This window comes from Synechococcus lacustris str. Tous (genome assembly GCF_003011125.1).
Classification (GTDB): Bacteria; Cyanobacteriota; Cyanobacteriia; order PCC-6307; family Cyanobiaceae; genus Synechococcus_D; species Synechococcus_D lacustris.
The window spans coordinates 1-23,025 of sequence record NZ_PXVC01000016.1 but is presented as its reverse complement, the minus strand read 5'-3'; the positions used below and the strand labels follow the sequence as shown (position 1 = coordinate 23,025).

Below are 23,025 nucleotides of genomic sequence, written 5' to 3'. Positions count from 1 at the left end.
TTCAGAACTGCTCTAAAAAGCGCAGATCACTAGTAAACAGCCTGCGGATGTCGTCTATGCCATGGCGCACCATGCAAAAGCGCTCCACACCAAGGCCAGCAGCAAAGCCACTCCAGCGTTCTGGATCTAGGCCAAGCCCCTCCAGCACTGCCGGATCCACCATGCCGCAACCCATTACCTCCAACCATCGGCCCCGCCACTGCACATCCACCTCCGCACTTGGTTCGGTGAAAGGGAAATAACTAGCGCGAAAGCGCACGGGCAGATCACCAAAAAATGCTTTTAGGAAATGGGTAACGGTGCCGCGCAGATGGCTGAAATCCAAACCCTCATCGATGGCTAACACYTCCACTTGGTGAAAAACYGGCGAGTGGGTGGCATCCACGGCATCACGCCTATACACACGACCTGGGGCGATCACCCGCACCGGTGGTGGATTTGCCTCCAGGTGACGAATTTGTACCGGTGAGGTGTGGGTGCGCAAAAGCCGATCACCGGGGAGGTAAAAGGTGTCTTGCATATCCCTTGCCGGATGGTTTGGGGGGATATTGAGRGCGGAAAAGTTGTAGTGGTCGGTTTCGATATCAGGGCCTGAAACCAAGCGGTAACCAAGGCCGCARAAGATATCAACGATCGCATCTGTGGTGCTCACCAGCGGATGCCTATGGCCCGATGGCACGTAACTAGGGGGGAGGGTTACATCAAGGGTTTCACTTGCAATGCGGCTGGCCATCGCCTGCTGGCGCAAATTCTGCAASCGTTCCTGCAGCAAGCCCYGYAGCTGTTCCTTCAGCACATTTGCCCTTTGGCCCACCAGGGGGCGTTGCTCGCCAGGCAATCTGCCCATGGCCGCCAGCACCCCTGAAAGCCTGCCCTTTTTGCCRAGCAGATCAATCCGCAGTTGCTCTAAGGCCGMCCCATCGGCGGCAGCTTYGATGGCAGCCGCTGCTTCTGCTTCTAGAGCACATAGCTGGGCRGTTATGTCCTCTAAATTGAGGCCGGTTACCACGGTTTTAAAGCAGAGCTTATAACTGTATGCGCATCCTGATCAGTAACGACGACGGCGTTTTTGCCGAAGGCATCCAAGCATTGGCAAAGGAAGCAGCCCGCCGCGGCCATCAGGTTTCCGTGGTTTGCCCCGACCAAGAACGCTCCGCCACCGGCCATGGCCTCACTTTGCAAAGCCCCATTCGGGCTGARCGGGCGGATGGTTTATTTGGCTCTGGCATTGAGGCCTGGGCCTGCAGTGGCACCCCCTCCGATTGCGTGAAATTAGGGCTGGGCAAACTTTTAGCGGAACCACCGGATTTAGTGCTCAGTGGCATCAACCACGGCCCCAACCTTGGTTCTGATGTGATGTATTCCGGCACCGTTGCAGCTGCCATGGAAGGCACCCTGGAGGGGCTGCCGGCCATGGCGATCAGCAGTGCCTGTTTCGACTGGCGTCAATTTGATGRAGCAGCYGAGAAAGCATTGGAAATAGCTGAAGAAGCACTGGCTGCAGGCTGGCCCGAGGGKTTATTGCTCAATTTGAATGTGCCTGCTGTTCCTGCKGAACGCATCGGCGCCATGCGTTGGTGCCGGCCTGGCGTGCGCCGCTACATCGATCAATTCGACCAACGYCTGGATCCAAGGGGTCGCACCTACTACTGGTTAGCCGGTGAAGTGCTTAATGATGTGGATGCAGCCGGGGCAGGGCCAAGGGAATGGCCAACGGATGTGGCCCAGGTGCAGGCCGGCGGCATGGCCCTAACGCCRTTGCAACCGGAATTTTTCTGGCGCGGTGATCTACCACCTATCGCCTTTGGATGCGTTGCAGTAGCCAAAGGCTGATCCAAAGGCCAATTAAATGGCCAGTGAGGGCTTGGGTATTTGCCATCACCGAAAACATTTCTAGGGAGGTGATGGCGTTATTGCCAAGCCCGCCACTGCCGGCAAAACCCGGTTGTTGGATTGAGGCTTGAAATGTGAGGCTGCCAGCTAGGGCTTGATAACCAATTGCCGCCAGGGTTACACCCGCCAGGCTTGCCAACAGATGGCGTTTTACCTGGGCGGTGGTTTCAGCTTTGGATGGCCTTGCGGTGGTGCCACCAGCTAGGGCGCGGCTGAGCCGGATTAARCCCCAGTCTTGCCARATGCTGTARGCCATTACCAACAGGGCGAGCGTTGTTAGCGATAGGCCAGGCCCTAAGCCAATGGCSCGATCGCGATTGCGAATTAGRTCGCTGCCGATGCTGTTGAAGGCAAGAACGCCAGCACACACAACGGCCATTGCTAGCTGGCTCCAGAAGGCAACCCAGCCCATGGMCCGAAAGGCGGCTGCCATGCGCTGGAGATCGAGGCGGTCGGCCATGGGGTTTTCCCCAAGTTGCCATGGGAGGATAGATCTGGCACGGCCTGTGGCCTTGATTTTTTTACGCTCCCCCCAGGACGTCGATACCCCAACGGCCCTTGCCCTAGGCAGTTTTGATGGCGTCCATGCCGGCCACCGCCGTGTGATGGCAGCCGTTGTGGAAGCGGCGCGGCAAAGGCCCCAGCTGCTGCCAACGGTGCTTACTTTTTGGCCCCATCCCCGCGAGGTGCTTGCCGGTGAACGCAGGCTGCGGCTTGATCTGCCAGAGGAAAAGCTGAGCTGCCTAGAGGAATTAGGAATTAAACAATTGGTTTTAGTGCCATTTAATCGCGCCCTAGCTGCTTTAACCCCCGAGCAATTTGTGCAACAGGTGTTGCTGGATCAATTAAAGGCAGGGGCAATTGCCATCGGTGAAAATTTCCGTTTTGGCGTTAAACGCAGCGGTGGCCCTGAGGATTTGGTGCGCCTCGCCGCTGCCGCTGGTGTAACCGTGGAGGTGCTGCCGATGCTGGCCGACCATGGCCTGCGCGTTAGCAGTAGCCGCATTCGCCAGGCATTAGCTGAGGCTGATCTAAAGGAAGCGGTGCGTTTATTGCAGCGGCCCTATCGCTTTCAGGGTTTGGTGGTGCGCGGCAGGGGCCTTGGCCGCGGCTTGGGTTGGCCTACTGCAAATCTGCAGGTAGACGGCCGCAAGTGCTTACCAAAAGAGGGTGTTTATGCCGCTTGGGTGCAACGAAGTGATGGTAAAAACCTTGCTGCAGTAATGAATCTGGGGCGTCAACCCACCATCGMCCCCCAGGCGCCTTCCGCCGTTGAGGTGCACCTTTTGGGGGTTGATCTGCAATTGGAAGGCGAAACGCTCACAGTGGAACCAAGGCAGTGGCTGCGGGGCCAATRCACATTTGCTTCATTGGCGGAATTAAGCGCCCAGATCGCAAAGGATGCAGCAGCAGCTGCTGAGTTTTTAGCTTCCGATTKCTGATCTAGGCGCTTGGGTAGGCATGGGTGAGTCCCCAGGCGATGAAGGCAGCGATGCCGCCCAGTAGCACCGCACCCCAGATCAACACCGTGGTGGGGTTATCGGAACTGCTGTATTGGGGGAGAGTTTTAGGTTCTTCTGCCACCACAAAGGTGCGGGGGATATTTCAGGCTAAACAGGGAACAGCGCGTTGGCTCTAATTGTTGTGACATCCCCTTGCGTTGATCCAGCGGTGTTGCGCCTACTGGATGCAAATCTCGACCGCGCCCGGGAGGGTTTGCGGGTGGCGGAAGATTGGGCCCGCTTTGGCTTAAACCGCCGCGACCTGGTGGCAGCCCTTAAGGATTTACGCCAGCAACTGGGTAGTTGCCATTTGCCCAGCTACCGCCAAGCGCGCCACACAGCTAGCGACAGCGCAGCTGGTTTAGGCCATCCAGCCCAGGCGCAACGTTTGGATTCCCAAGCGGTGGTGGCCGCTAATTGCGCAAGGGCCCAGGAGGCCCTRAGGGTGCTGGAGGAATTTGGCAGGGCCAGCAACCCTGGCCTGGCTGCTGTGGCAGAGGCCTGCCGCTACSGTTTATACGATTTAGAAACCCAGCTTCTAGCTGATCAAAGCCGTGTGGAACGGCTGGYGGCGGCCAGGTTGTATTTGATTACTGCAGAGGTGCCCCATTTGCTTGAGGTGGTGGAGCAAGCGCTTAAGGCTGGGGTGAAACTGGTGCAACATCGCAGTAAAAGCWCAAACGAYCTGCAGYGCTACCAGGAGGCCCTTGCCCTGCGGCAGCTATGCAACCGCTATGGAGCTCTTTTTATTGTTAACGACCGGCTAGACATTGCCCTTGCGGTGGATGCCGATGGCGTGCACCTCGGCCAAACAGATCTGCCGCCAGCGATGGCGCGGCGTTTGCTGGGCCCCGATCGTTTGATTGGCCAAAGCAGCCATTGCCTTGAGGATTTGMAAAGGGCCCAAGCTGCTGGTTGCAACTACGTKGGTGTGGGACCCATCTATGCCACCCCCACTAAGCCTGGAAGGCAGCCAGTGGGTTTTGATTACTTGCGAATTGCGGCTGCAACTGCCCAAGTGCCGTTTTTTTGCATCGGTGGCCTTGATGCMAGCAATTTGCAGCCAGTGTTAGCTGAAGCTGGCGCTACTGCTGGTTTTGCCGTGGTGCGCGCGGTGATGGAAGCGGCCGATCCAGCTGCAGCAACTAAAGAATTACTGGAGCTCATAGCTAATGACTGAATGCCAAATTTGGCTTAATGGTGAGCAAAGCAGTTGCCCCGTTGGTTTAAAACTGCCTGAATTGCTGCAATGGCTTGGCTATAAACCGCAACTGGTGGTGGTGGAATACAACGAGGAATTATTAATAAGGTCTTGCTGGGCTGATCAGCTRATCAAAGCTGGCGATCGYTTGGAGGTGGTAACGATCGTTGGGGGTGGGTAGATTCCGTAACAACGAACCCGCTCAGCTTTCCTAGTATTTGGCTAGTTATGGCGCCCTAGGTGTTGCTCACTTTTTTAACCAACCGCTTTTCAAACCGCCGGATCATGCGTTTCTTTTCGCTTTCATTAATGCCAGTTATTGCTGCTGGTTTGCTKTTTTTAGGTAACCCCCAGCCWGCTGATGCTGCCAGTGGTGGCCGCATCGGTGGCGGCAGCTTCCGTTCCTCTAGCCCTTCATTTCGCAGTGGCGGCGGCTATGGCGGTGGTGGTGGCTACCGGGGTGGTTATGGCGGTGGCTACGGAGGTGGWTTTGGTGGCGGTGGCATTGGTTTTCCATTCATCGTGCCGTTTTTAGGTTTTGGCGGCGGCGGCCTATTTGGCTTTTTGATCCTGATGGCAATTGTTGGGGTGGTTGTTAATGGCTTGAGGGGTGCCATTGGCGGCGGCGTMAACCCTGGGTTACCAGCTGAACGGGAAATTGTGGATGGCCCCGTAGCGGTGGCCCAGCTGCAACTTGGCCTGCTCGCCAGTGCCCGCTCATTGCAACAGGATTTGCGTCGYTATGCGCGCACYGCAGAYACCAGCAATAGCGCTGGCCTGCAACAGGTATTGCAGGATGCAACCCTTGCTTTATTGCGCCATCCCGACCAATGGGTATATGCAAATGTTGAATTGGGYCAAGTGCCTTTTAATACGGCAGAGGCCACATTTAATCGCCTTTCAATGCAGGAACGCAGCAAATTAAGTAGTGAAGTAACAAGTAACTTTGCTGGTCGCCGCCGCGATGAAAATGAAGCAAGCATCGTTAAGGCTGGTGATGCTGATGCKTCCAATGATTACATCGCCATAACAATATTGGTGGCTAGCCGCCGACGTATGACGATTAAATCTGTAGATACAGCCGAGCAGTTACGCGATGCCTTGGGGGTGCTAGGAGCAGTGCCAGCCAGTGATCTATTGGCMYTAGAAGTGATCTGGCAGCCGGATGCGGAAGGCGATGTATTAAGCGCTGATGAGTTGATTACCGCCTATCCACAACTGAAGCACCTTTGATAATCCGTAATGCCGCCATTGCTGCACCATAACCATTATCGATATTTACAACGGCAAGCCCCGGCGCGCAACTTGCCAGCATTCCATGCAGTGCTGCCGTTCCACCGGCGCTTACTCCATAACCCACGCTCACTGGCACGGCAATGACCGGCTGGGGCAGTAAACCCGCAACCACRGTTGGMAGGGCACCTTCCATGCCAGCGCACACAATCAAAACCTGATACTTATGAAGTTCGGGTAATTGATGCATGAGCCGATGCAAGCCAGCCACGCCCACATCGGCAATTAAATCAGAATAAATACCATGGCAGGCCAAAGCAAGTTGTGCTTCAGAAGCAACGCTGATATCACTGCTGCCACCGGTGAGGATCGCCACATCACCAAAGCCATCAATGCCGGTTTCAGGCAACTTGCCAAGGCTTAAACAGCGCGCCTGAGGATAATATTTAATATTTGGTATTTTAAGTGCAATTTCAGYGGCTTTGCTTTGATTAATTCTAGTGGCAAGCATTAATTCACCCGCAGCCTGCATCTCAATGGCAATGGCAATTATCTGTTCTGCTGTTTTATGTTCTCCCCACACWGCYTCTATCATGCCAAGCCGATTACGGCGATCTAAATCTAAACGATGCAATATTTCACTCTGATCATCTTTCATGATTTTTGCCAAATCTGTTCAACAAGGGCAGGGGTTTGCCAGAGGCTTTGATTTTTTTTKGCTTGGCTAATTTCTGCTTCAAGGGCCTCCTGCTGGCTTTGTGTCCAAACACCATCAGCAATTAGCTGGGACGGGTAGCTAGTAAGAAAATCCTCTAGCCATTGGGCTTTTGCCTGGCCGTTAGTTGTGCAGGCAAGCARGCTGCAACTGCTTACTAGTTCAAAACCCTGCTGCTGCAAAAGYGCTGGAAGCCTGCTAGCCACATTTGGATCACCACCATGGGATTGCCAATGCTGAATGCAACAGTTCACAAATTCAGCTARAGCTGCGCCATGGGGATGCAATGAAAAGGTATCCCAGCGAATGTATTCATGAATAACTAATTTGGCGCCGCGCTTTAGGGAGCTTTTGATTAATGCCAATAGGGGATCTAGATCAGTAAGAAACATGCACAACCATCGGCACCAGGCACCATCCCAGTTTTSATTACCAATCAGCGTAGGTGTGGATGCTGTTAAATCATGCAGTTCAGCTTTTAACTGTGGAAGCTGYAATTCAGCGGCCTGTTTATTTAAATGTGTGATGTARTTAGCGRCTTGATCGATGCCTAGCACCTGCCCTGTTAACCCCACCAGTTCGGCTAAATCAAAGCTGGCAAAGCCTGGGCCGCAACCAAGATCCAAAAGGTGATCACCGCTTTTAAAACCAGCTTTATCCCAAGCAGCCATGGCCTCTGCTTGCCAGATTTGATGTTGACGGCCAAGCCGTTCTAGTTCTTCGCTGTGGGTGCCGAGCACATAGGTCATGGTATTGGTTGCAAAGATCCRGTGCGTTGTAGGGGYAGGGGTTTTGAGGCACCACTACCTAAGCAACGTTGCAAAACCCCATCAAATCGTTGCTCAGTTTTTTTAATACTGCCAGCTGGAATTGCATCCCATTCAGATTGGCTCAACCAACCAATTAAAACCACGGCCTGTTGGCGATCGCGATCCCAAAGTAATTCCCTGCCTTGGTAACCGCTCTGTTGCTCAAGCCATGGTTCCCATACCTTTTCYTCTGCCATGCGCCAACAGTTGGTTTGGTCTTTTGTWACCGGCATTTGTAAAACCTCCACCACCCCCGCATTGGGATCAAGTTCCCGCAGGGCCATAGCTGGGCTTGTTGTTATCAAAAGGCAAGCAAAAAAGCYYAAAAGGATCAGGCAATTATCCGCCAGCATTTTTAACAAGGCACTAATTTTCATAGGCGCACCAGTAGGGCAACCGCATGGCAAGAAATACCTTCTTCCCTACCTTCAGGGCCTAGTTTTTCATTTGTAGTTGCTTTAACACCCACCTGATCGGCACTAAGGCAAAGCTGGTTGGCAATGGCGGCGGCCATCGCTTCAATGTGCGGCTTTAGTTTGGGCCTTTCGGCAATGATCACAGCATCAATATTGCCTACCTGCCATCCTTTAGCTGTTACTAATGAATGCACCTGTTTTAGTAATTCAAGGCTATTRGCGCCTTTCCATTTKGGATCATCAGGGGGAAAGTATTTACCGATATCGCCCAAGCTCAAGGCGCCAAGAAGGGCATCCATGATTGCRTGCACCAGCACATCAGCATCACTGTGGCCATCGAGTCCTAAGCCGGCGGGATGCTCTAGTAACTGGCCACCAATGATCAATGGCCTMCCTGCAACTAGGCGGTGAATGTCGTAGCCATTGCCGATCCGGATATTCATGGTTGATGGTGAATAGAAAGATCTTTGGGGGTGCTTTTTCTCCAAATGCAATGGCCAAATCTATTAATATGGCTTAATAAATTTTGATCTAATTGATGCATGATTACAAGATCTATGCGCCAGGGCAATAGTAGATCATCCACTGCACKTAATATTAGYAARCGGTTGTTGTGGTTRAGGTTTTTGCCTTCTAAGCATAGATCAATATCGGAACCTGGYTTGTAGCTAACCATTGSCCTTGAGCTAAGTAGATCCCGCAGCGRATTCCAAGCTAATTCAAAAGTGTATTCAAATGCCTTGATTAGCCCCYGCTGTTCACGCCCATTGAGCTCCGGCGGCTCAAAAAAAGTTTCCAGCTGCGATAAGGCAAGCTGAAAATTGCTAAAGCRTTGTTGCCAKCGAATATCTTCTGTCATCGCTTATACCTAATCATTGCTGCGCCTGCCATTTAGCCCACAGGTCGGGCCTGCGCTCGCGGGTGCGTTGTTGCTGCTGGGCGCTGCGCCAGCGGGAGATGGCAGCGTGGTCGCCACTGCGCAATACSGCTGGAACRCTAAGCCCTTGAAATTCAGCCGGACGCGTGTAATGGGGATGTTCCAATAAACCAGCGCTATGGCTTTCATCAATTAAACATTCGGCGCTWCCAACGGTGCCGGGTAGCAAACGAACCACGCCATTAATAATMGTCATCGCTGGTAGTTCGCCTCCAGTGAGCACAAAATCMCCAAGGGAGATCTCCTCATCRGCAAGGCTGCGGATGCGTTCATCAAAGCCCTCATAGTGGCCGCAAATCAAGATCAGTTGCYGATATTCCCCGGCCCACCTTTGCAGGTCGGCCTGGCATAGCGGTTTGCCTTGGGGTGTCATTAATAGGYTGCGCCGTGCTGGCCCCTGGGGAATAGCGCCGTAGGYAGCAAAAACGGGTTCCGGCTTTAAAACCATCCCAACACCTCCGCCATAGGGTTCATCGTCTACTTTGTGGTAGCGATCTAGSGCATAATCACGGGGATTATGGCAGTGAAGTTCGGCAATACCATTGCTAAAGGCGCGGCCAATTACTCCTARTTGCCGCAATGGTGCAAATGCCTCCGGCACCAGGCTCAACACATCAATGCGCATTYGCTTATCTGTTGGGATCATTTCAAGCCACAGATCGGCTAACCCGGCGGATTTCCGAGCAAAACTGTGCTGCTATTAATTGATCACCATGCCAAATCAACACATTGCGCAGGCGCAGATTTGGCTTRCTAAACSARATYGTTTCCTCTAATCGTTGTGSRCCAATCTGCTGGCTTAATTCCAGTTGGCCAGCGCGCAGCTGCCAGGAAGCTTGATCACCTGCTGCAGTTTGCAGCTTGCCATCACTAAAAAATTGCAGTTTTTGCGGAGTTTCCCCCTTGGCTTGGAACTGCAATGTTCCCAAYTGATCTGGTTCAGTGCTGGCGAGCCAGCYCCAYTGCAGATCAGCCCKTTCACTTTGTTGCCAATCCTCATCACCGCCAGCCGGCRTATATTTGGAACGCAAACAYATCCATTCACCTGCGCAAAGGGCTAACAGCTCTGCAGCAGAGCCCGGCTGGAATTCAGTGGYGGCAGCGATCACGGCAGGTTAGGTGCTACACCCATCCTGCCTGGGGCCTYCCCCTTCATTCCCCTTGGTAGCCAAGYTCAGCTAGGCGGCCTGGTTTTTGGCGCCAGTGGGGCACTACCTTCACAAATAATTCCAGGTAAACGGGGCCATCAAATACCTTTTGCATTTGCAGCCGGGCGCCGGTGCCGATTGCTTTGAGCATCGCGCCGCCTTTGCCGATCAGGATCCCCTTTTGGCTGCTGCGCTCCACCATCACGGTKGCCAGCACCGCCGTGCGGGGGCCATCTTCTTCTAATCGTTCGATTTGCACTGCTACCGAATGGGGGATTTCTTCGCGGGTGAGATGCAACACCTGTTCGCGGATCAATTCAGCCAGAAGYAGGCGTTCCGGTTGATCGCTGATGGTGCCAGCYGGATAAAGCATCGGCCCAGGCGGTAGYAGTTCCGCCATGGCTGCCACCAATGCAGCACAGCCYTCACCGCTGGTGGCRCTGAATGGRAATAGGGGCGCCAARGGCAAAGCTGCTTGGTAGCTGGCAATTAGTTCTGCCTGCTCTTGCGCTGCCACCAGGTCTTGTTTATTTAGGCCTAGCAGCACCGGTTGGCGGATTTGCTGCAGCAGATCAAGMACGAATTGATCACCACGACCCATGGGCACRCTGCCATCCATMAGGGCAAGCACCACATCCACTTCACCAATGCTGTTGCGGGCGGTTTGCACGAGGCGTTCACCCAGCAGGTGGTGCGGTTTATGGATACCTGGTGTGTCTAGCAGCACCAGTTGAGCCGTTTCTGTTGTGAGAATTGCCCGCAACCTGTTKCGTGTTGTTTGGGCTACMGGTGARGTGATCGCTACTTTTTCTCCCACCAATTGGTTCAAGAGGGTGGAYTTACCCACATTTGGCCTGCCAATTAGGGCAACAAAACCGGAGCGGAACCCATCTGGCGTTGGGGTCCATTGCAATTCAGTGCCGTTTGGTATTGGGATCTGCATGCACCCAGTGTGCAGGTGCAACCAAACCAGCGGCTAAAACCCATAACCTGGATTGATGGTTTCAACCCTTGAGATGAGCTTTGAAGAGGCGATGGAAGCAGCTGCCCTTTGGTGTGGCGCTTGGGAACAAGGGGACCTCAGTGATGAGGTATTAGCAGACAAAGTGGCTGATCTCGTTGCTAGCCGTGATGGCGCCCGCGGCTTTTTTGTGGTGAGTTTGCCAGCGGAAAATCCCTTGATGGATCGCCTACCCGAACCATTAGTGATGGCCCTGCGCTTAGCGGGTGAGGGGGTGGTGGATTTAACCGTTCGCAACTTAGCCATGAGCACTGCCATGGCCGTTTATCACCTAAGGGTGGGCGCTGATGAACAGGCTTCAGGCTCCAAGCGGGTGCAAMGGCGCAGTATTGAGCTACTGCARCAACTTGAACCAGCAGCTGTTAAAAACCGGCTTGAAAYYCTATTGGCTGCCACCAATGGCGAKGGCAGTGATGTGGCTTTYCTTSAGCGTTGGCAATACGACGCAGAACAAAAAGCCGCCATTAAGGCGGCTGTRTTGTCTGTTGCTGAATWAATAGAATTTAAAGCGCTAACTACTAGCAATCAATCSCGGCGGCTGCCACCATTAAGGGCGATTATGAGGCGCAGAATAAAGATAAATAGATTGATGTAAGTGAGATACATGCCAAGGGCACCGGCTAAATATTGGTCGTCGCGATAGGTGCGGGGCATTGTRTAGAAATCTACAAATGCAGCTCCAACAAATAACACCGTGCCAAAGCCGGCAATCATTAATTCAAATCCACCACCCATGAACATACCGGGGGCAAAAATACCGCCGATAAGTTGCACAACCATGGCGATTAATAGCCCCACRATGCCCAAACCCACCACTGCCGTGAGGGATTGACCAACGCTRTCGCTCATGCGACGGCCCACAATCGATGCGATCACAAATGTGATACCAGTAGCTAACGCAGCAATCGCAACCCCGCCAACACCAGCAGCTCCGCTCAGGGCCATGGCCACTAAGCCGCTGAGGGTGAAACCGGTAAGCAGGCTGTAAACAGCTAATAGCGGTAAGGCAGTGGCGTTATTAGCTTTRAGCGCTACGTTTTGCGCCACAAAAAATAGGATTAAGTTGCCGATTAAAGCCACCCAAAAGAGGGGCATGAACAGGGGCGTAGCGATCATTGTTAAGCCACCAAGCACCCCCACTGAAGTGAGCACCATGCCGCCRCCCACATAGGGCAGAGCGCGGTTAACAACATTTGGCCCCACTAGGGCGCTGCTTTGCGCTTCCTTTATCGCTTGTTGAAAATTACTGCTGGCCGGCATGGCTTTTCACCTAAGGGAACCCCCCTATGGTGGCAGCGAAAATCAGTTTTTGCCGTGCGGATCACCGYCTTGTTTGGCGTAGGCCTCCACCAGCCCTTGCACCAATGGATGGCGCACCACATCAGCTGCACTAAGCCTGCAGATTGCAATACCTTCCACCCCATCAAGCACTTGGGCCGCTTCCACTAGCCCACTGGGTTCTCCGCGGGGTAAGTCAATTTGGGAGGGATCACCAACTACTACCATSCGCGAATTTTCGCCCAGCCTGGTGAGCAGCATGCGCATTTGGGCGCAGCTGCTGTTTTGAGCTTCATCAACAATCACAAAGGCATCCGCAAGGGTGCGGCCGCCCATATAAGCAAGCGGTGCTGCTTCAATAATTYCTTTTTCTACTAGTGCCGTTGTGCGTTCTGGGCTAAGCAAGCTGTGTAAGGCGTCGTATAGGGGGCGCAGGTATGGCTCTACCGCTGTTTCCAGCGCGGGCCTGGTGAGCACAATCCTTTCAACCCTCCTTTCCTGCAGGCAGCGCACCGCTTGCACCACAGCTAAAAARGTTTTACCTGTGCCKGCAGGCCCGAGGGCCAAGGTGAGTTCATGGTTTTCCATCGCCTCCACATAGTTRCGTTGCCCCAGGGTGCGTGGCCTTAATAACTTGCCGCTTTGGCTGCGGGCTAAAACCTGTTTGCTTAATAAACGTTGCTCTGATCCATGGCCTTTATTTAGTGCCTGCAGATTTGTATTTAAATCAGCGGCAGTGATTGTTTCTCCGGCAGTCCATTGATGCCGCAGTAATTCCACAACGGCGGCGGCCTGCTCTAATTGTTGTGGCTTGCCATCAATATGTAATTGCAAACCGCGCAGCACTAMTTGTGCGCCGGTTGATTCACTGATCTTTTTAAGGTTTACTTCTGCCTCGCCAGCTAAAGCYAAGGCAGCAGCTTGATCTGGAAGATCAATCGCGAAACGCTGGCGCCCTTCCATGGGGCTGATATCAGGCTTCAGCTTCCACTACAGGGGTTTCKTCAGGGGTAACTTCCGCGGCAGCAGCAGCAGCAGCAGCTTCAGCTTTGGCAGCCTCTGCAGCAGCAACTTCTGCAGCCTTTGCTTCAGCAGCAGCCTTTGCGGCAGCCTTTGCCTCTGCTTCGCGGGCAGCTGCCTGTTTTGCCTTGCCAACGGTTTCAGCTGGCCTGATTGTTTTGGCGATCATGCCGCCTTTTTCCAGGAGGCCCCGCACGGTGTCTGATGGTTGGGCGCCTTGATCAAGCCTGCGGCGCAGGGCTTCGGTATCAAGGCGAGTTTCATTGGTGCGTGGGTTGTAAAAACCCAGTTCCTCAAGGGGACGTCCGTCCCGGCGGCTGGTGCTGTTACAAGCCACGATCCGGAAGCTCGTTTCCCGCTTCTTACCGAAGCGCTTCAGGCGGAGCTTGATCATCGTGACTAATCGKGCGAAAACTTGAATCAACCACCATAACTGTTAGCGGTTAAAGCTGACCAAATCCCTTGCGCTTTTTGGCTGGTTTATAGGCCTTTGCCGCCTGTTGAGGGCCACCCATTCCTGGAAAACCACCCATGCCAGGCATTCCACCCATGCCAGGCATCCCAGGCATGCCACCGCCGCGGCTCATTTGTTGCATGAAACCGCGCATYTTTTGGAAATCGGCCAGCACCTTATCCATGTCGCCTGGTTTATGGCCACTGCCTTTGGCAATGCGCCTTCGCCTAGATGGTTGCGARGCTAATAAATCCGGATTTTCCCTTTCYTCTTGGGTCATCGAGCCGATCATCGCCTCRATGCGCTTGAGCTGGGCTTCCCCCTGCTTGAGCATGCCGTCGTCGATCTTGTTCATGCCCGGGATCATTTTCATCAGTCCGCCAAGGGAACCCATGCGTTTGATCAAACGCATCTGTTGCACAAAATCAGAGAAGTCGAAGGAGGCCTCCTGCAGCTTGCGCTGCATGCGCTCCACATCAGCGATCTCCACCTCCTTTTGRGCCCTTTCCACCAGGGTGAGCACATCTCCCATGCCGAGGATCCGGCTGGCCATCCGCTCCGGATGGAAGGGCTGGAGGGCCTCCACCTTTTCGCCGGTGCCGATGAATTTGATCGGAGCACCACTCACCTTGCGGATCGAGAGGGCAGCGCCGCCACGGCTATCGCCATCGAGCTTGGTGAGCACTGCCCCCGTAAGACCCACCTGCTCATGGAATGCGCGGGTGAGTTCAGCGGCCTCCTGGCCGATCATTGAATCCACCACCAGCAACACCTCATCGGGCACCACTGCGGCGCGGATTCGCACCATTTCCTCCATCATCGCCGTGTCGATCTGTAGCCGCCCGGCGGTATCAACGATCACGGTGTTGAAGCCCTCCGCCCGGCCCTTAGCTACGCCGGCAGCGGCAATATCCTCCGGTTTTGCATCAGCCCCAAGGCTGAATACCTCCACACCGATCTGACGCCCAAGGGTTTGCAGCTGGTCGATGGCTGCGGGCCGATACACATCAGCGGCTACCAACAGCGCCTTGCGACCCTGYTCCTTGAGGTGCAGCCCCAGCTTGGCTGTGGCTGTGGTTTTACCGGCGCCCTGCAGGCCAGCCATCAGCACCACAGTGGGCAGTGCCTCGGCCTGGGCCAAAGGCGCATTGGCGCCCCCCATCACCTCCACCARCTCGTTGTGCACCAGCTGGATGAATTGTTGGTCGGGGGTAATGCCGCGCACCACCTCAGCGCCTAGGGCTTTACTGCGCACATCAGCAACAAAATCCTGCACCACCTGCAGGCTCACATCCGCCTCGAGCAGGGCCCTCCTTACGTTTTTWAGCGCCCCATCAACATTGGTTTCACTGATGGCAGCTTGGCCCCTGAGGCCGCGTACGGCATCCTCAAGCCGTTKGGAAAGCTCTTCAAACATCAGCTGCCAGCGCGAAAATCAGCCAATTGCCAGGGCCCATTGGCGCCATTGCGAACAAAAACATAGGTATTTGTTAAGGGGGTGGGGTTTTGTTTTTTTAACAGCTTGCCATCGGGGCCAAGCAGTTCCTCGGAGTAGAGGATTTGGGCTTKGGCTTCAAGCCGCACTGGGCTGCTGCTGATGCTGCTGWATTTATCCAKCTGGGCATTTACCTTCAGGGTTAAGCCAGCTTTGGCATAGTCGGCCCGATCGGCAATCACGTTATCAACCAGTTTTGGTAAGGCCAGTTTGCTTAGYACCGCTKCGTTGTTGCCCCCTGCCAGCATTTCAGCTTTTGCTTTTAACCATTGCTCTAAAACYGTTTTGCTTGCTTGTTCTGGAGATTCAACTGGGGGCTCTGGCTTCGGTTGCAAACTTGGTTGCAAGTTGGGTTGGTTTATTGCAACCGGTGGTGGCGGCAGCAACAGGGCTTCCTTGGGRATRGGAGGCGGATCTTGTTTGCGGCCGAGATTCAAACCAATGGCGCTGGTTGCCACCATTGCCACCCCTAAAACAAGCCAACGGTTGATGTTGCTGAGGTTTTGCAATTTGGCTATGGSTACTTCCCATGGCTCGGACTGCCACCAATCCCTAATTTGTTCTAGCAGCTGGAACTTTTCTCTTGGTTGTTCAGGCTGAATTAAATCGTTTAATTCGTTTGCTTCTTTTTGCCAGATTTGTTCAGGTTCAGCGGCACTTGGGTTTGGCAGCAGCTCAAAGCTGGTGATTGGTTCGGTTCTTTGATCGATTCCATGGGCGCGGCGGCGGTCGCCCCTTTCGATATAAGCCTGCACATCACGATCGGCAAAATAGGCCTCCAGATCTGGGTCGGCCTCAAGGTCGCGGTAACAGGGCAACACCTGTCTTTCGAGCCAATCGCGGCAATAGGCGCAAACGCCAGCTARGGGATCATYCCCTTGTTCCCTGGCCCAGTGCTGCAATTCAGGGTCGCTGCCCCGCTGGAAATGGGATTGGGCAGAATCCGTATTACCTAAAAGSAGTTCTAAACAGGCAATTTCAGGTTCAACTCCCACCTCATGGAGGGTTTTGAGCCGCCCCAGGGCCGCTTCGATCCGTTCCGGTTTGCGTTGGGCAAAACCAGATGCTGTWAGGGCATAGGCGCTRAGGAAATCAGCAGTTACRGAACCCGCCTCCGCCATTGTGAGGAACAGATCGATCTGTTCTTGCACGGTGAGGAAATTACGGATCTGTTGAAAAAATGATTGGAAGGCTTCCTGGGAAAAATTTGGATCCTGTTCGCCATCGAGGCCACCGCGGCGGCTAATTAGTTCTTGCAGAAGCTGCTGGCCAAGCTGACGCTGCTGGTCTTCGATTAGGGGTCTACTCAGTAAATCCAGCACCCGATAGGGAAGCAGCTCTTGCAGATCAGCCTCTAGGGCCAAACGCCGCTCCAACTGTTGCCCCATSCGTTGCAGCAATTGAATGCCCTGTTGCAGCAAAAGGGCTGCTGTTTCGTAGTGGCGYTCGCGGCGCCTCTCAGCGCCACCCTGCTGGCAGGCCAGGGCAGCTAGCAGTGCGAGATCAGCCTCACGGCTGCTGCCTAGGGCAGGGGCTTGGGGTGGYTGCAAAGCCCTGCGGGCCCCTTCAAAAGCTTCTAGGGCTTGGCCTGATTCCATTAAAAGAATCAAACCGCCCACTTCCAAATTAGACGGCACCTCCAGGGCGGGCAGGATTGTTGAGGCTTCGSTTGTTTGTTCCGTAAGCAGGCATTCGTAATGCCTGCGTTTATCCATATCGGTTAGAAGATTTGCGCTTGCCTCAAGCAGCTCAGCCCTGGCGGTGAGMGCTTCGCTGCTGAAACCCGGCCCAGGGGGACGATCTAAGCGCTGCTGCAGGGTGCGCAATACGCCATCGCTTGCAACTACAGGGCTAACTCCCAGTAAACGGAAATGGTCGAGCGGTAGCTCCAAGCGCTGGATGCTTATACAAGAGCGAAGTTTACGTTGGTTCAACGGTAAAGTTTGTTTTTTGATGGGGCCCAGGTGCCATGACCAGCGAAACCGCTGCTGCCGCAGGTTTTTCTCCAGCGGCGCTCGGTGCGGAGCTGAACCGGGAAGACGGCTTGATGCTCTACCGCGACATGGTTTTAGGTCGCCGCTTTGAAGACAAATGCGCGGAAATGTATTACCGCGGCAAAATGTTTGGTTTTGTTCACCTCTACAACGGCCAAGAGGCAATTGCCACRGGCGTTATCAAGGCAATGAAGGCCCAGCACGATTGGTTCTGCAGCACCTATCGCGACCATGTGCACGCCCTCAGCGCCGGTGTGCCAGCAAGGGAGGTAATGAGTGAATTATTTGGCAAGGAAACCGGCTGCAGCAAGGGCAGGGGTGGTTCGATGCATCTTTTTTCTAAAGAGCACCATTTATTGGGTGGCTATGCCTTTATTGGTGAAGGTATCCCGGTAGCACTTGGGGCCGCTTTCACTAGTAGATATAAGCGCGATGCCCTTGGTGATAGCAGCAGTAATGCGGTAACAGCAGCCTTTTTTGGCGACGGCACTTGCAATATCGGTCAATTTTTTGAATGCCTAAACATGGCTTCGTTATGGAAATTGCCGATAATTTTTGTGGTGGAAAACAACAAGTGGGCCATTGGCATGGCCCATCACCGCGCCACCAGCGACACGGAAATTTGGCGTAAAGCCAGTGCCTTTGGCATGGCTGGGGAAGAGGTTGATGGCATGGATGTGTTGGCCGTTCGCGCCGCCACCCAAAGGGCCCTTGAGAGGGCAAGGGCTGGGGAGGGCCCCACCTTGTTGGAATGCCTCACCTATCGCTTCCGCGGCCATTCCTTGGCTGATCCMGATGAACTGCGTGATCCAGAGGAGAAGGCCTTTTGGGCCCAGAGGGATCCCATCAAGCAATTTTCAGCCCTATTGCTCAACCAAGGCAMAGCCACCGCTGAKGATTTGGCTGCAATCGATGCYGAGATCGATGTTGAGGTAAGGGAYTCAGTGGAATTTGCCCTGGCGGCTCCTGAACCAAACCCCGATGAGCTAACCCGCTACATCTGGGCTGAGGATTAATTCCAGGGTGGCTTGAAATCAGAGCTGGGATGGCACCCTGCGGGTGAGGTTGCGCAATTTACGCAAGGCCTTYAATTCAACYTGGCGCACCCTTTCCCTTGAAACATCCATCAAACGGCCAATTTCAGCAAGGGTGTGGCGTTGTTCGCCGGAGAGGCCAAAACGCAATTCCAGCACTTGCCTTTCCTGGGCTGTGAGATAGGTGAGCCAACGGCCCAACTGCTCATGGTGCATACGGCGTTCCACCGCATCTAGGGGTTCTTCTTGGCGGTTATCGGCGATCAAATCACCGAGAAAACTGCGGCCCTCATCACCGCTGATTGGCGCATCCAGGCTGGAAGTGGTGAGGGATTGACGCAGCAAACCATCAAGTTCCTCCACTTCAATCTGCATTTCTTCRGCTATTTCACGGCGATTTGGCATTGCTCCCAATTTGTGGGCCAAATCCATCGTTACCTTGCGCACGGTTGCTAGCCGTTCGCTCAGGTGCACCGGCAGCCTGATGGTGCGCGATTGGCAGGCAATGGCCCTGGTCATGCTTTGGCGGATCCACCARAAGGCATAGGTGGAGAACTTGTAGCCGCGGGTGGGATCAAATTTCTCAACCGCCCTTTCYAAGCCCAAGGAGCCCTCCTGGATTAAATCCAACAGCTCCATGCCCTTGCCTTGATATTTCTTGGCMACACTCACCACAAGGCGCAAATTTGCCTTCATCATTCGTTCCTTGGAACGGCGACCCACCCGCACCAATTTCTTTTCGTGGATGGTGAAGTTCTCTTCACCTTTTTCAACCAGCAGCATCATGGTTTGCACCTGATTGCCCAGTTCGATTTCTTCGGCAGGGGTTAGAAGCGGAACCCTGCCAATGCTTGCCAAATACCAGCTGATGGGGTCGTTACCCCTTTTGCGGCTGCTCTCCACAACGGAAAGCGGGGTGGCAGTCATTRGAAAGCTYATTRGTAGGCAAAAACTCCCATGCTTTTGCAGTTTCTTGATGTGTTTTCAGTAACCTTTTAGATTTGCACGGGTAAATCAACACAATTGCACTTATTTCTGCTGATTTAATTCAGAATTAATCTCAATATATTGCATTTATTGCAACTTAGATARGCTTTTTGCCACCGCCAGGGGGCTGGCGCAGCCCAKGCCTTGTTKGGCAAGCCTCAGGCCCGCTAGCCCATGGCGCAGCCCCGCCAGGGCTAGCAATTGGCCTGAAATTGCGKTKGARAATTGCTTTTCGCTTGCCATGCCAAGGGCGCCAAGGCCGCCGGCATAGCCAGCAAGCACATCACCCATGCCCGCCCTTGCKGCCCAGGCACTGGTTTCCAAAAGCTGATAGCAGCAACCCTCGGGGGTTGCGATGCAACTGTGGGCGCCCTTCAAGAGCACCTGGGCACCMGTTAGTTGTGCTGCTGTTTTTGCTGCTYCCAGCGGTGCTTGCCCTGCCAATTGGGGAAACAAGCGCGTGAATTCGCCTTGRTGGGGAGTGATCCAGGTGGGGCCATGGCGGTTAGAAAGCCATGGGATTACCTGCTTTCCCATCGCCAAGTGATTCAARCCATCGGCATCGAGCAGCAGCAAGCCAGGAAATTCTTGGAGCCCAGCYGGAAAAGCTGCTGTTGTTCCTAAGCCAGGCCCYAGCACCACCGCATCCAAGCGCTCTAAGCCCTCAGCCCTAGAACGCCAGAGCACRTGGGGMAGYAGTTGMTCTAGCTGCTGGCCTTGGCCTTGCTSTAGCGCCGCCTCTAGCCAGCCCACWCCGCTGGCACTGGCTCCTTCAATGCTTAAACGGGCGGCCCCTGGATATCTATTGCTGCCGGCAATAATCCGCAAGCGGCCGCGGCCGTGTTTCGGGGCCCAGGCATCTGGTATAAGTTGGGGGGCCAAGGGGCCATAGGCATCATTTCCCCAAAGCCCTAAAACCGCTTCGCTAGCAATGGCGGTTAGCGCAGCTGCTGGCAAATTCAGCTCGATCCGTTCCTGTTCACCCACCCAAGCCATGGCGCTGTCTTGCCATAGGCCCTGTTTCCAGAGRCCCACCACCAAGCTGCGACTGCAATGGGCAGCAGCTTCTCCCAGCAATACGCCCCTATCRCTACAGAGGCCACTGGGACCATCAATGCTCCAGATCTCAGCGCCGCAATGTTGGCGTTGCCCCAAGCTSTGAGCCACTATTTCAGGCAGGGCTCGGCTTTGACCGATGCCAAAAATTGCATCGATCCATAGTTCAGGTCCTTTGGGATCAGGGGGCTGCTCCAGCTTTGGCAACCCCAGCCAGAGGCAATGGCGTAGGTGGGCCGCCGTGAGTGGTTTGTGTTCAGCAAAGGGACTCCAGATCCGCACCGGCCAGCCCGCCAGCCACAGTTCCCTTGCCAAAACCAAACCATCACCGCCGTTATGGCCTGGCCCCACCAACACCACCAGCCCACGGTTGCGCAGGCCTGCCTCTGCTTTTAGGCGTTCGGCTAAGGCCAAACCGGCTTTTTCCATCAAKGCCGCCACCGGTAGGCCGCTATCAAACAGTTGTTGCTCCAATTGCCCCATCTGGTTGGCCGTAACCAAGAGGTGGTTGGCATTTGCGGCGGGCCACACCATGGAAGAGGCAACATGGGTACATGACTACTTTGTTGCCAACCGCAAGCGCAACCCCCGCCGTGGAGGCGGTGCTGGAGCGTTTGCGGCTATGGCCAGGGGAGCATCACATCGCCGTGGGCCTCTCCGGTGGGGTGGATAGTTCCCTCACAGCTGCCCTGTTGCAGGCAGCTGGCTGGCAGGTGGAAGGCCTCACCCTTTGGTTGATGAGCGGCAAGGGTGCCTGTTGCGCCGAGGGGTTGGTGGATGCCGCTGCCCTATGTGAATCCCTTGGTGTTCCCCACCATGTGGTGGATTTTCGCGAGCACTTCCAGGCTCAGATTGTTGACTTTTTGGTGCAGGGTTATCAAGCCGGCGTAACGCCCTTGCCATGTTCCCGCTGCAATCGGGAGGTGAAATTTGGGCCGATGTTGGCCTGGGCGGAAAAGGAATTGGGTTGCATGCAAYTAGCAACGGGGCACTACGCCCGCCTAAGGCCAGCGGCGGCTGCCACAGCTGGCCGTACCCAGTTGCTAAGGGGCCTTGATAGCCATAAAGATCAGAGCTATTTCCTTTACGACTTACCCCAACAGGTGTTGGCCCGTTTGGTGTTTCCTTTGGGKGAATTAAACAAAACTCAAACCCGCCAGGAAGCTGGCCGCTTGGGTTTAAGAACGGCCACCAAGGCTGAAAGCCAAGATCTTTGCCTGGCTGATCACCACGGCTCGATGAAGGCTTTCCTTGATGCCTACCTGGCGCCGCGCCAGGGCCAGATCGTGCTTGCTGATGGCACTGTGGTGGGTAGCCACGATGGCATTGAGCACTTCACGATCGGTCAACGCAAGGGCCTAGGCGTTGCCTGGAGTGAGCCACTGCATGTGGTGAAACTGGATGGGGCCATGAACCAGGTGGTGGTGGCGCCGCGCCGGGAGGCCGGCCGCATCGCTTGCCAGGTGGCTGCAATCAACTGGGTTTCGATTGCACCTCCCCAAGCCGCCTTGCAGGTGGAGGTGCAGGTGCGCTATCGCAGTGCACCGGAATTGGCACTGCTTACACCGATTTCAGATAGCACCTGCCAACTGCAGTTTTTAGAGGAGCAATTTTCAATCACGCCTGGGCAGGCGGCGGTGTTCTACGCCGGAGAGCTGTTGCTGGGCGGTGGGCTGATTCAACGGGAAACCGCGATTCAACGGGAAACCGATTGAAGGCTTCTATCACCAGTGGGGATCACTGCTGAATTCCACCTGCAGGCTGCTGCTGTGGCTTGGCACTGAGCTGATACACGCCCGCACAGTTTCGCCATCTACATCGATTTCACAGGCACCACAACTGCCGCCAAGGCAGCCGGTGGGGATTGAAATGCCTGCCGATTTTGCAGCCGCAAGCCAGTGGGCGCCTGCTTTTGCTTCAGAAACCTTTCCGTTTGGCCAATGGATTTTTATGGTTTTAACCGCCATGTTGTGGTKTTTKGGGAATTAATAGCGGTTCGATATCCACRTGGRYTTCAAAGGCATCGGCGAGGCGATCGAGCAATGCATCCCGTTGACGGCTGTGGTGCGGTTGCTGTTCGCTGAGCATCGCTAAGCCCTTGCGCTGGCGCAATTGATTTAACCAGCGTCGCCGCCAGGGGCCGTTCTCAAATACCCCGTGCAGGTAGGTGCCAGCCACAGTGCCCTGCACCCAGCCCAACCCTSGATCGGCGCAAAGGGGCTGGCAGGGCTCAAGTGCAATCGTGCTGCCGCGGTGTAGCTCGAAGCCTTCGATYTGGAGGGAGTCGATTGCTGAAGTGTGGTTGTTGAGGGTCGGCCACAGGGCTTGGCTCGCGCGCTGCCGCAGGGCCTTCTCGCCGCCGAAAACGGTGCGAAGCGGCAGCAGGTTGAGCCCTGCGGCTTGGGTAGGGCCATGGATGCTGCCTTCATGGCCATCGGGGTCATGCAGCTCACGGCCMAGSARCTGCATGCCGCCGCACACGCCGAACACATTGCCKCCCCCAGCTGCATACAGCTGCAAAGTGCTGGCAAAACCGTTTTGTTTGAGGGCCTCCAGATCCCGCAGCGTTTGCTTGCTGCCTGGCACGATCACTGCATCGGCTTGGCCGAGCTCTTCTCCGGGTGCCACCCAGCGCAGTTGAACCGATGGTTCGGCTTCCAGGCTCCAGATCCCGCAGCGTTTGCTTGCTGCCTGGCACGATCACCGCATCTGGTTGGCCGAGCGCTTCTCCAGGTGCCACCCAGCGCAGCTGAACCGATGGTTCGGCTTCCAGGGGGTCAAGGTCGGAGAAGTTGCTCAGCGATGGCAGCTTCAGCACCGCGATCTCCAGCT

The 23,025-nt window shown here is 54.9% G+C and carries 26 protein-coding genes and 3 pseudogenes; 8 read left to right on the top strand and 21 right to left on the bottom strand.

The window, feature by feature from the left end; all coding sequences use genetic code 11:
- Position 1: 1 nt before the first annotated feature.
- The gene (gene pheS, locus C7K08_RS05430; RefSeq protein WP_106499632.1) at positions 2-1,009 is read right to left on the bottom strand and encodes a phenylalanine--tRNA ligase subunit alpha; all 1,008 of its coding nucleotides are present in this window, start codon (positions 1,007-1,009) and stop codon (positions 2-4) included.
- A gap of 26 nt (positions 1,010-1,035) precedes the next feature.
- Between pheS and surE the strand changes: the two genes are divergently transcribed.
- The gene (surE, locus tag C7K08_RS05425; protein WP_106499631.1) at positions 1,036-1,833 is read left to right on the top strand and encodes a 5'/3'-nucleotidase SurE; all 798 of its coding nucleotides are present in this window, start codon (positions 1,036-1,038) and stop codon (positions 1,831-1,833) included.
- On the opposite strand, the gene C7K08_RS05420 is transcribed toward surE, so the two are convergent.
- Complete coding sequence (locus C7K08_RS05420; RefSeq protein ID WP_106499630.1) at positions 1,796-2,353, bottom strand: DUF3611 family protein; 558 nt, start codon at positions 2,351-2,353, stop codon at positions 1,796-1,798. The two genes, surE and C7K08_RS05420, sit on opposite strands and share 38 nt — an antisense overlap.
- A gap of 46 nt (positions 2,354-2,399) precedes the next feature.
- Between C7K08_RS05420 and C7K08_RS05415 the strand changes: the two genes are divergently transcribed.
- Positions 2,400-3,335 (top strand): bifunctional riboflavin kinase/FAD synthetase, encoded by a 936-nt coding sequence (locus C7K08_RS05415; protein ID WP_341272136.1) that lies wholly within the window; start codon positions 2,400-2,402, stop codon positions 3,333-3,335.
- Position 3,336: 1 nt separating this feature from the next.
- On the opposite strand, the gene C7K08_RS15965 is transcribed toward C7K08_RS05415, so the two are convergent.
- On the bottom strand, positions 3,337-3,477 hold the full coding sequence (locus C7K08_RS15965; protein ID WP_162842889.1) for a hypothetical protein: 141 nt from the start codon (positions 3,475-3,477) through the stop codon (positions 3,337-3,339).
- A 60-nt stretch (positions 3,478-3,537) separates the two neighbouring features.
- Between C7K08_RS15965 and C7K08_RS05410 the strand changes: the two genes are divergently transcribed.
- From C7K08_RS05410 to C7K08_RS05400, 3 genes are all read left to right on the top strand, one after another.
- A complete protein-coding gene (locus tag C7K08_RS05410) occupies positions 3,538-4,575 on the top strand; it encodes a thiamine phosphate synthase (protein ID WP_423218682.1) in 1,038 nt (345 codons plus the stop codon).
- Entirely contained in the window at positions 4,568-4,777 is a 210-nt protein-coding gene (gene thiS / locus C7K08_RS05405; RefSeq protein ID WP_106499628.1) for a sulfur carrier protein ThiS, read from the top strand. Before C7K08_RS05410 ends, thiS begins: the two co-directional genes overlap by 8 nt.
- A 104-nt stretch (positions 4,778-4,881) precedes the next feature.
- Positions 4,882-5,829 carry a DUF1517 domain-containing protein gene (locus tag C7K08_RS05400; RefSeq protein WP_106499639.1) on the top strand — a complete coding sequence of 316 codons (948 nt, stop codon included), beginning with the start codon at positions 4,882-4,884 and terminating at the stop codon, positions 5,827-5,829.
- Here C7K08_RS05400 and larB read toward each other — a convergent pair.
- The 8 genes from larB to era all read right to left on the bottom strand — a co-directional run bounded on the left by larB (position 5,798) and on the right by era (position 10,797).
- Positions 5,798-6,487, bottom strand: a complete 690-nt coding sequence (larB, locus tag C7K08_RS05395) for a nickel pincer cofactor biosynthesis protein LarB (RefSeq protein WP_106499627.1) — start codon at positions 6,485-6,487, stop codon at positions 5,798-5,800. The two genes, C7K08_RS05400 and larB, sit on opposite strands and share 32 nt — an antisense overlap.
- Positions 6,484-7,293, bottom strand: a complete 810-nt coding sequence (locus C7K08_RS05390; RefSeq protein ID WP_106499626.1) for a methyltransferase domain-containing protein — start codon at positions 7,291-7,293, stop codon at positions 6,484-6,486. The genes larB and C7K08_RS05390 overlap by 4 nt, the downstream gene beginning before the upstream one ends.
- The gene (locus C7K08_RS05385) at positions 7,290-7,730 is read right to left on the bottom strand and encodes a TIGR03792 family protein (RefSeq protein ID WP_106499625.1); all 441 of its coding nucleotides are present in this window, start codon (positions 7,728-7,730) and stop codon (positions 7,290-7,292) included. Before C7K08_RS05385 ends, C7K08_RS05390 begins: the two co-directional genes overlap by 4 nt.
- A complete protein-coding gene (gene ispF / locus C7K08_RS05380; protein ID WP_106499624.1) occupies positions 7,727-8,212 on the bottom strand; it encodes a 2-C-methyl-D-erythritol 2,4-cyclodiphosphate synthase in 486 nt (161 codons plus the stop codon). Before ispF ends, C7K08_RS05385 begins: the two co-directional genes overlap by 4 nt.
- The gene (locus C7K08_RS05375; RefSeq protein ID WP_106499623.1) at positions 8,209-8,628 is read right to left on the bottom strand and encodes a nucleotidyltransferase substrate binding protein; all 420 of its coding nucleotides are present in this window, start codon (positions 8,626-8,628) and stop codon (positions 8,209-8,211) included. Before C7K08_RS05375 ends, ispF begins: the two co-directional genes overlap by 4 nt.
- 13 nt (positions 8,629-8,641) lie before the next feature.
- The gene (gene trmD / locus C7K08_RS05370; protein ID WP_106499622.1) at positions 8,642-9,331 is read right to left on the bottom strand and encodes a tRNA (guanosine(37)-N1)-methyltransferase TrmD; all 690 of its coding nucleotides are present in this window, start codon (positions 9,329-9,331) and stop codon (positions 8,642-8,644) included.
- A 22-nt stretch (positions 9,332-9,353) separates the two neighbouring features.
- Positions 9,354-9,737, bottom strand: a complete 384-nt coding sequence (locus tag C7K08_RS05365) for a phycobiliprotein lyase (RefSeq protein ID WP_206603815.1) — start codon at positions 9,735-9,737, stop codon at positions 9,354-9,356.
- 121 nt (positions 9,738-9,858) lie between these two features.
- Positions 9,859-10,797 carry a GTPase Era gene (gene era / locus C7K08_RS05360; protein WP_106499620.1) on the bottom strand — a complete coding sequence of 313 codons (939 nt, stop codon included), beginning with the start codon at positions 10,795-10,797 and terminating at the stop codon, positions 9,859-9,861.
- Between the two features lie 55 nt (positions 10,798-10,852).
- On the opposite strand from era, the pseudogene C7K08_RS05355 reads away from it, so the two are divergent.
- A pseudogene (locus C7K08_RS05355) lies at positions 10,853-11,368 on the top strand (hypothetical protein); the annotation flags it as partial.
- 32 nt (positions 11,369-11,400) lie between these two features.
- On the opposite strand, the gene C7K08_RS05350 reads toward C7K08_RS05355, so the two are convergent.
- From C7K08_RS05350 to C7K08_RS05330, 5 genes are read right to left on the bottom strand one after another with little or no spacing between them, the layout of a single operon-like run.
- Positions 11,401-12,135, bottom strand: a complete 735-nt coding sequence (locus C7K08_RS05350) for a Bax inhibitor-1/YccA family protein (protein WP_106499619.1) — start codon at positions 12,133-12,135, stop codon at positions 11,401-11,403.
- Between the two features lie 42 nt (positions 12,136-12,177).
- On the bottom strand, positions 12,178-13,116 hold the full coding sequence (locus C7K08_RS05345; RefSeq protein ID WP_106499618.1) for a PhoH family protein: 939 nt from the start codon (positions 13,114-13,116) through the stop codon (positions 12,178-12,180).
- Between the two features lie 10 nt (positions 13,117-13,126).
- Positions 13,127-13,567, bottom strand: coding sequence for a 30S ribosomal protein S16 (rpsP, locus tag C7K08_RS05340; RefSeq protein WP_106499617.1), 441 nt, complete (start codon positions 13,565-13,567; stop codon positions 13,127-13,129).
- Between the two features lie 49 nt (positions 13,568-13,616).
- Entirely contained in the window at positions 13,617-15,044 is a 1,428-nt protein-coding gene (gene ffh / locus C7K08_RS05335; protein ID WP_106499616.1) for a signal recognition particle protein, read from the bottom strand.
- On the bottom strand, positions 15,044-17,056 hold the full coding sequence (locus C7K08_RS05330; protein WP_133165157.1) for an IMS domain-containing protein: 2,013 nt from the start codon (positions 17,054-17,056) through the stop codon (positions 15,044-15,046). Before C7K08_RS05330 ends, ffh begins: the two co-directional genes overlap by 1 nt.
- 35 nt (positions 17,057-17,091) lie before the next feature.
- On the opposite strand from C7K08_RS05330, the gene pdhA reads away from it, so the two are divergent.
- Positions 17,092-18,132 (top strand): pyruvate dehydrogenase (acetyl-transferring) E1 component subunit alpha, encoded by a 1,041-nt coding sequence (gene pdhA / locus C7K08_RS05325; RefSeq protein ID WP_106499614.1) that lies wholly within the window; start codon positions 17,092-17,094, stop codon positions 18,130-18,132.
- Between the two features lie 18 nt (positions 18,133-18,150).
- Here pdhA and C7K08_RS05320 read toward each other — a convergent pair whose 3' ends face one another.
- Positions 18,151-19,077 (bottom strand): sigma-70 family RNA polymerase sigma factor, encoded by a 927-nt coding sequence (locus C7K08_RS05320; protein WP_106499613.1) that lies wholly within the window; start codon positions 19,075-19,077, stop codon positions 18,151-18,153.
- A gap of 147 nt (positions 19,078-19,224) precedes the next feature.
- A complete protein-coding gene (locus C7K08_RS05315) occupies positions 19,225-20,727 on the bottom strand; it encodes an NAD(P)H-hydrate epimerase (RefSeq protein ID WP_106499612.1) in 1,503 nt (500 codons plus the stop codon).
- 20 nt (positions 20,728-20,747) lie between these two features.
- On the opposite strand from C7K08_RS05315, the gene mnmA reads away from it, so the two are divergent.
- Entirely contained in the window at positions 20,748-21,908 is a 1,161-nt protein-coding gene (mnmA, locus tag C7K08_RS05310) for a tRNA 2-thiouridine(34) synthase MnmA (protein ID WP_106499611.1), read from the top strand.
- Positions 21,909-21,917: 9 nt separating this feature from the next.
- On the opposite strand, the gene C7K08_RS05305 is transcribed toward mnmA, so the two are convergent.
- The 3 genes and pseudogenes from C7K08_RS05305 to C7K08_RS16820 form a co-directional block, all read right to left on the bottom strand.
- Positions 21,918-22,160 (bottom strand): 2Fe-2S iron-sulfur cluster binding domain-containing protein, encoded by a 243-nt coding sequence (locus C7K08_RS05305; protein WP_106499610.1) that lies wholly within the window; start codon positions 22,158-22,160, stop codon positions 21,918-21,920.
- Positions 22,150-22,854: pseudogene (locus tag C7K08_RS05300) on the bottom strand (cobyric acid synthase CobQ); the annotation flags it as partial. The gene C7K08_RS05305 and the pseudogene C7K08_RS05300, both read right to left, overlap by 11 nt.
- 121 nt (positions 22,855-22,975) lie before the next feature.
- Positions 22,976-23,023, bottom strand: a pseudogene (locus C7K08_RS16820) (hypothetical protein); the annotation flags it as partial.
- Between the last annotated feature and the right edge of the window lie 2 nt (positions 23,024-23,025).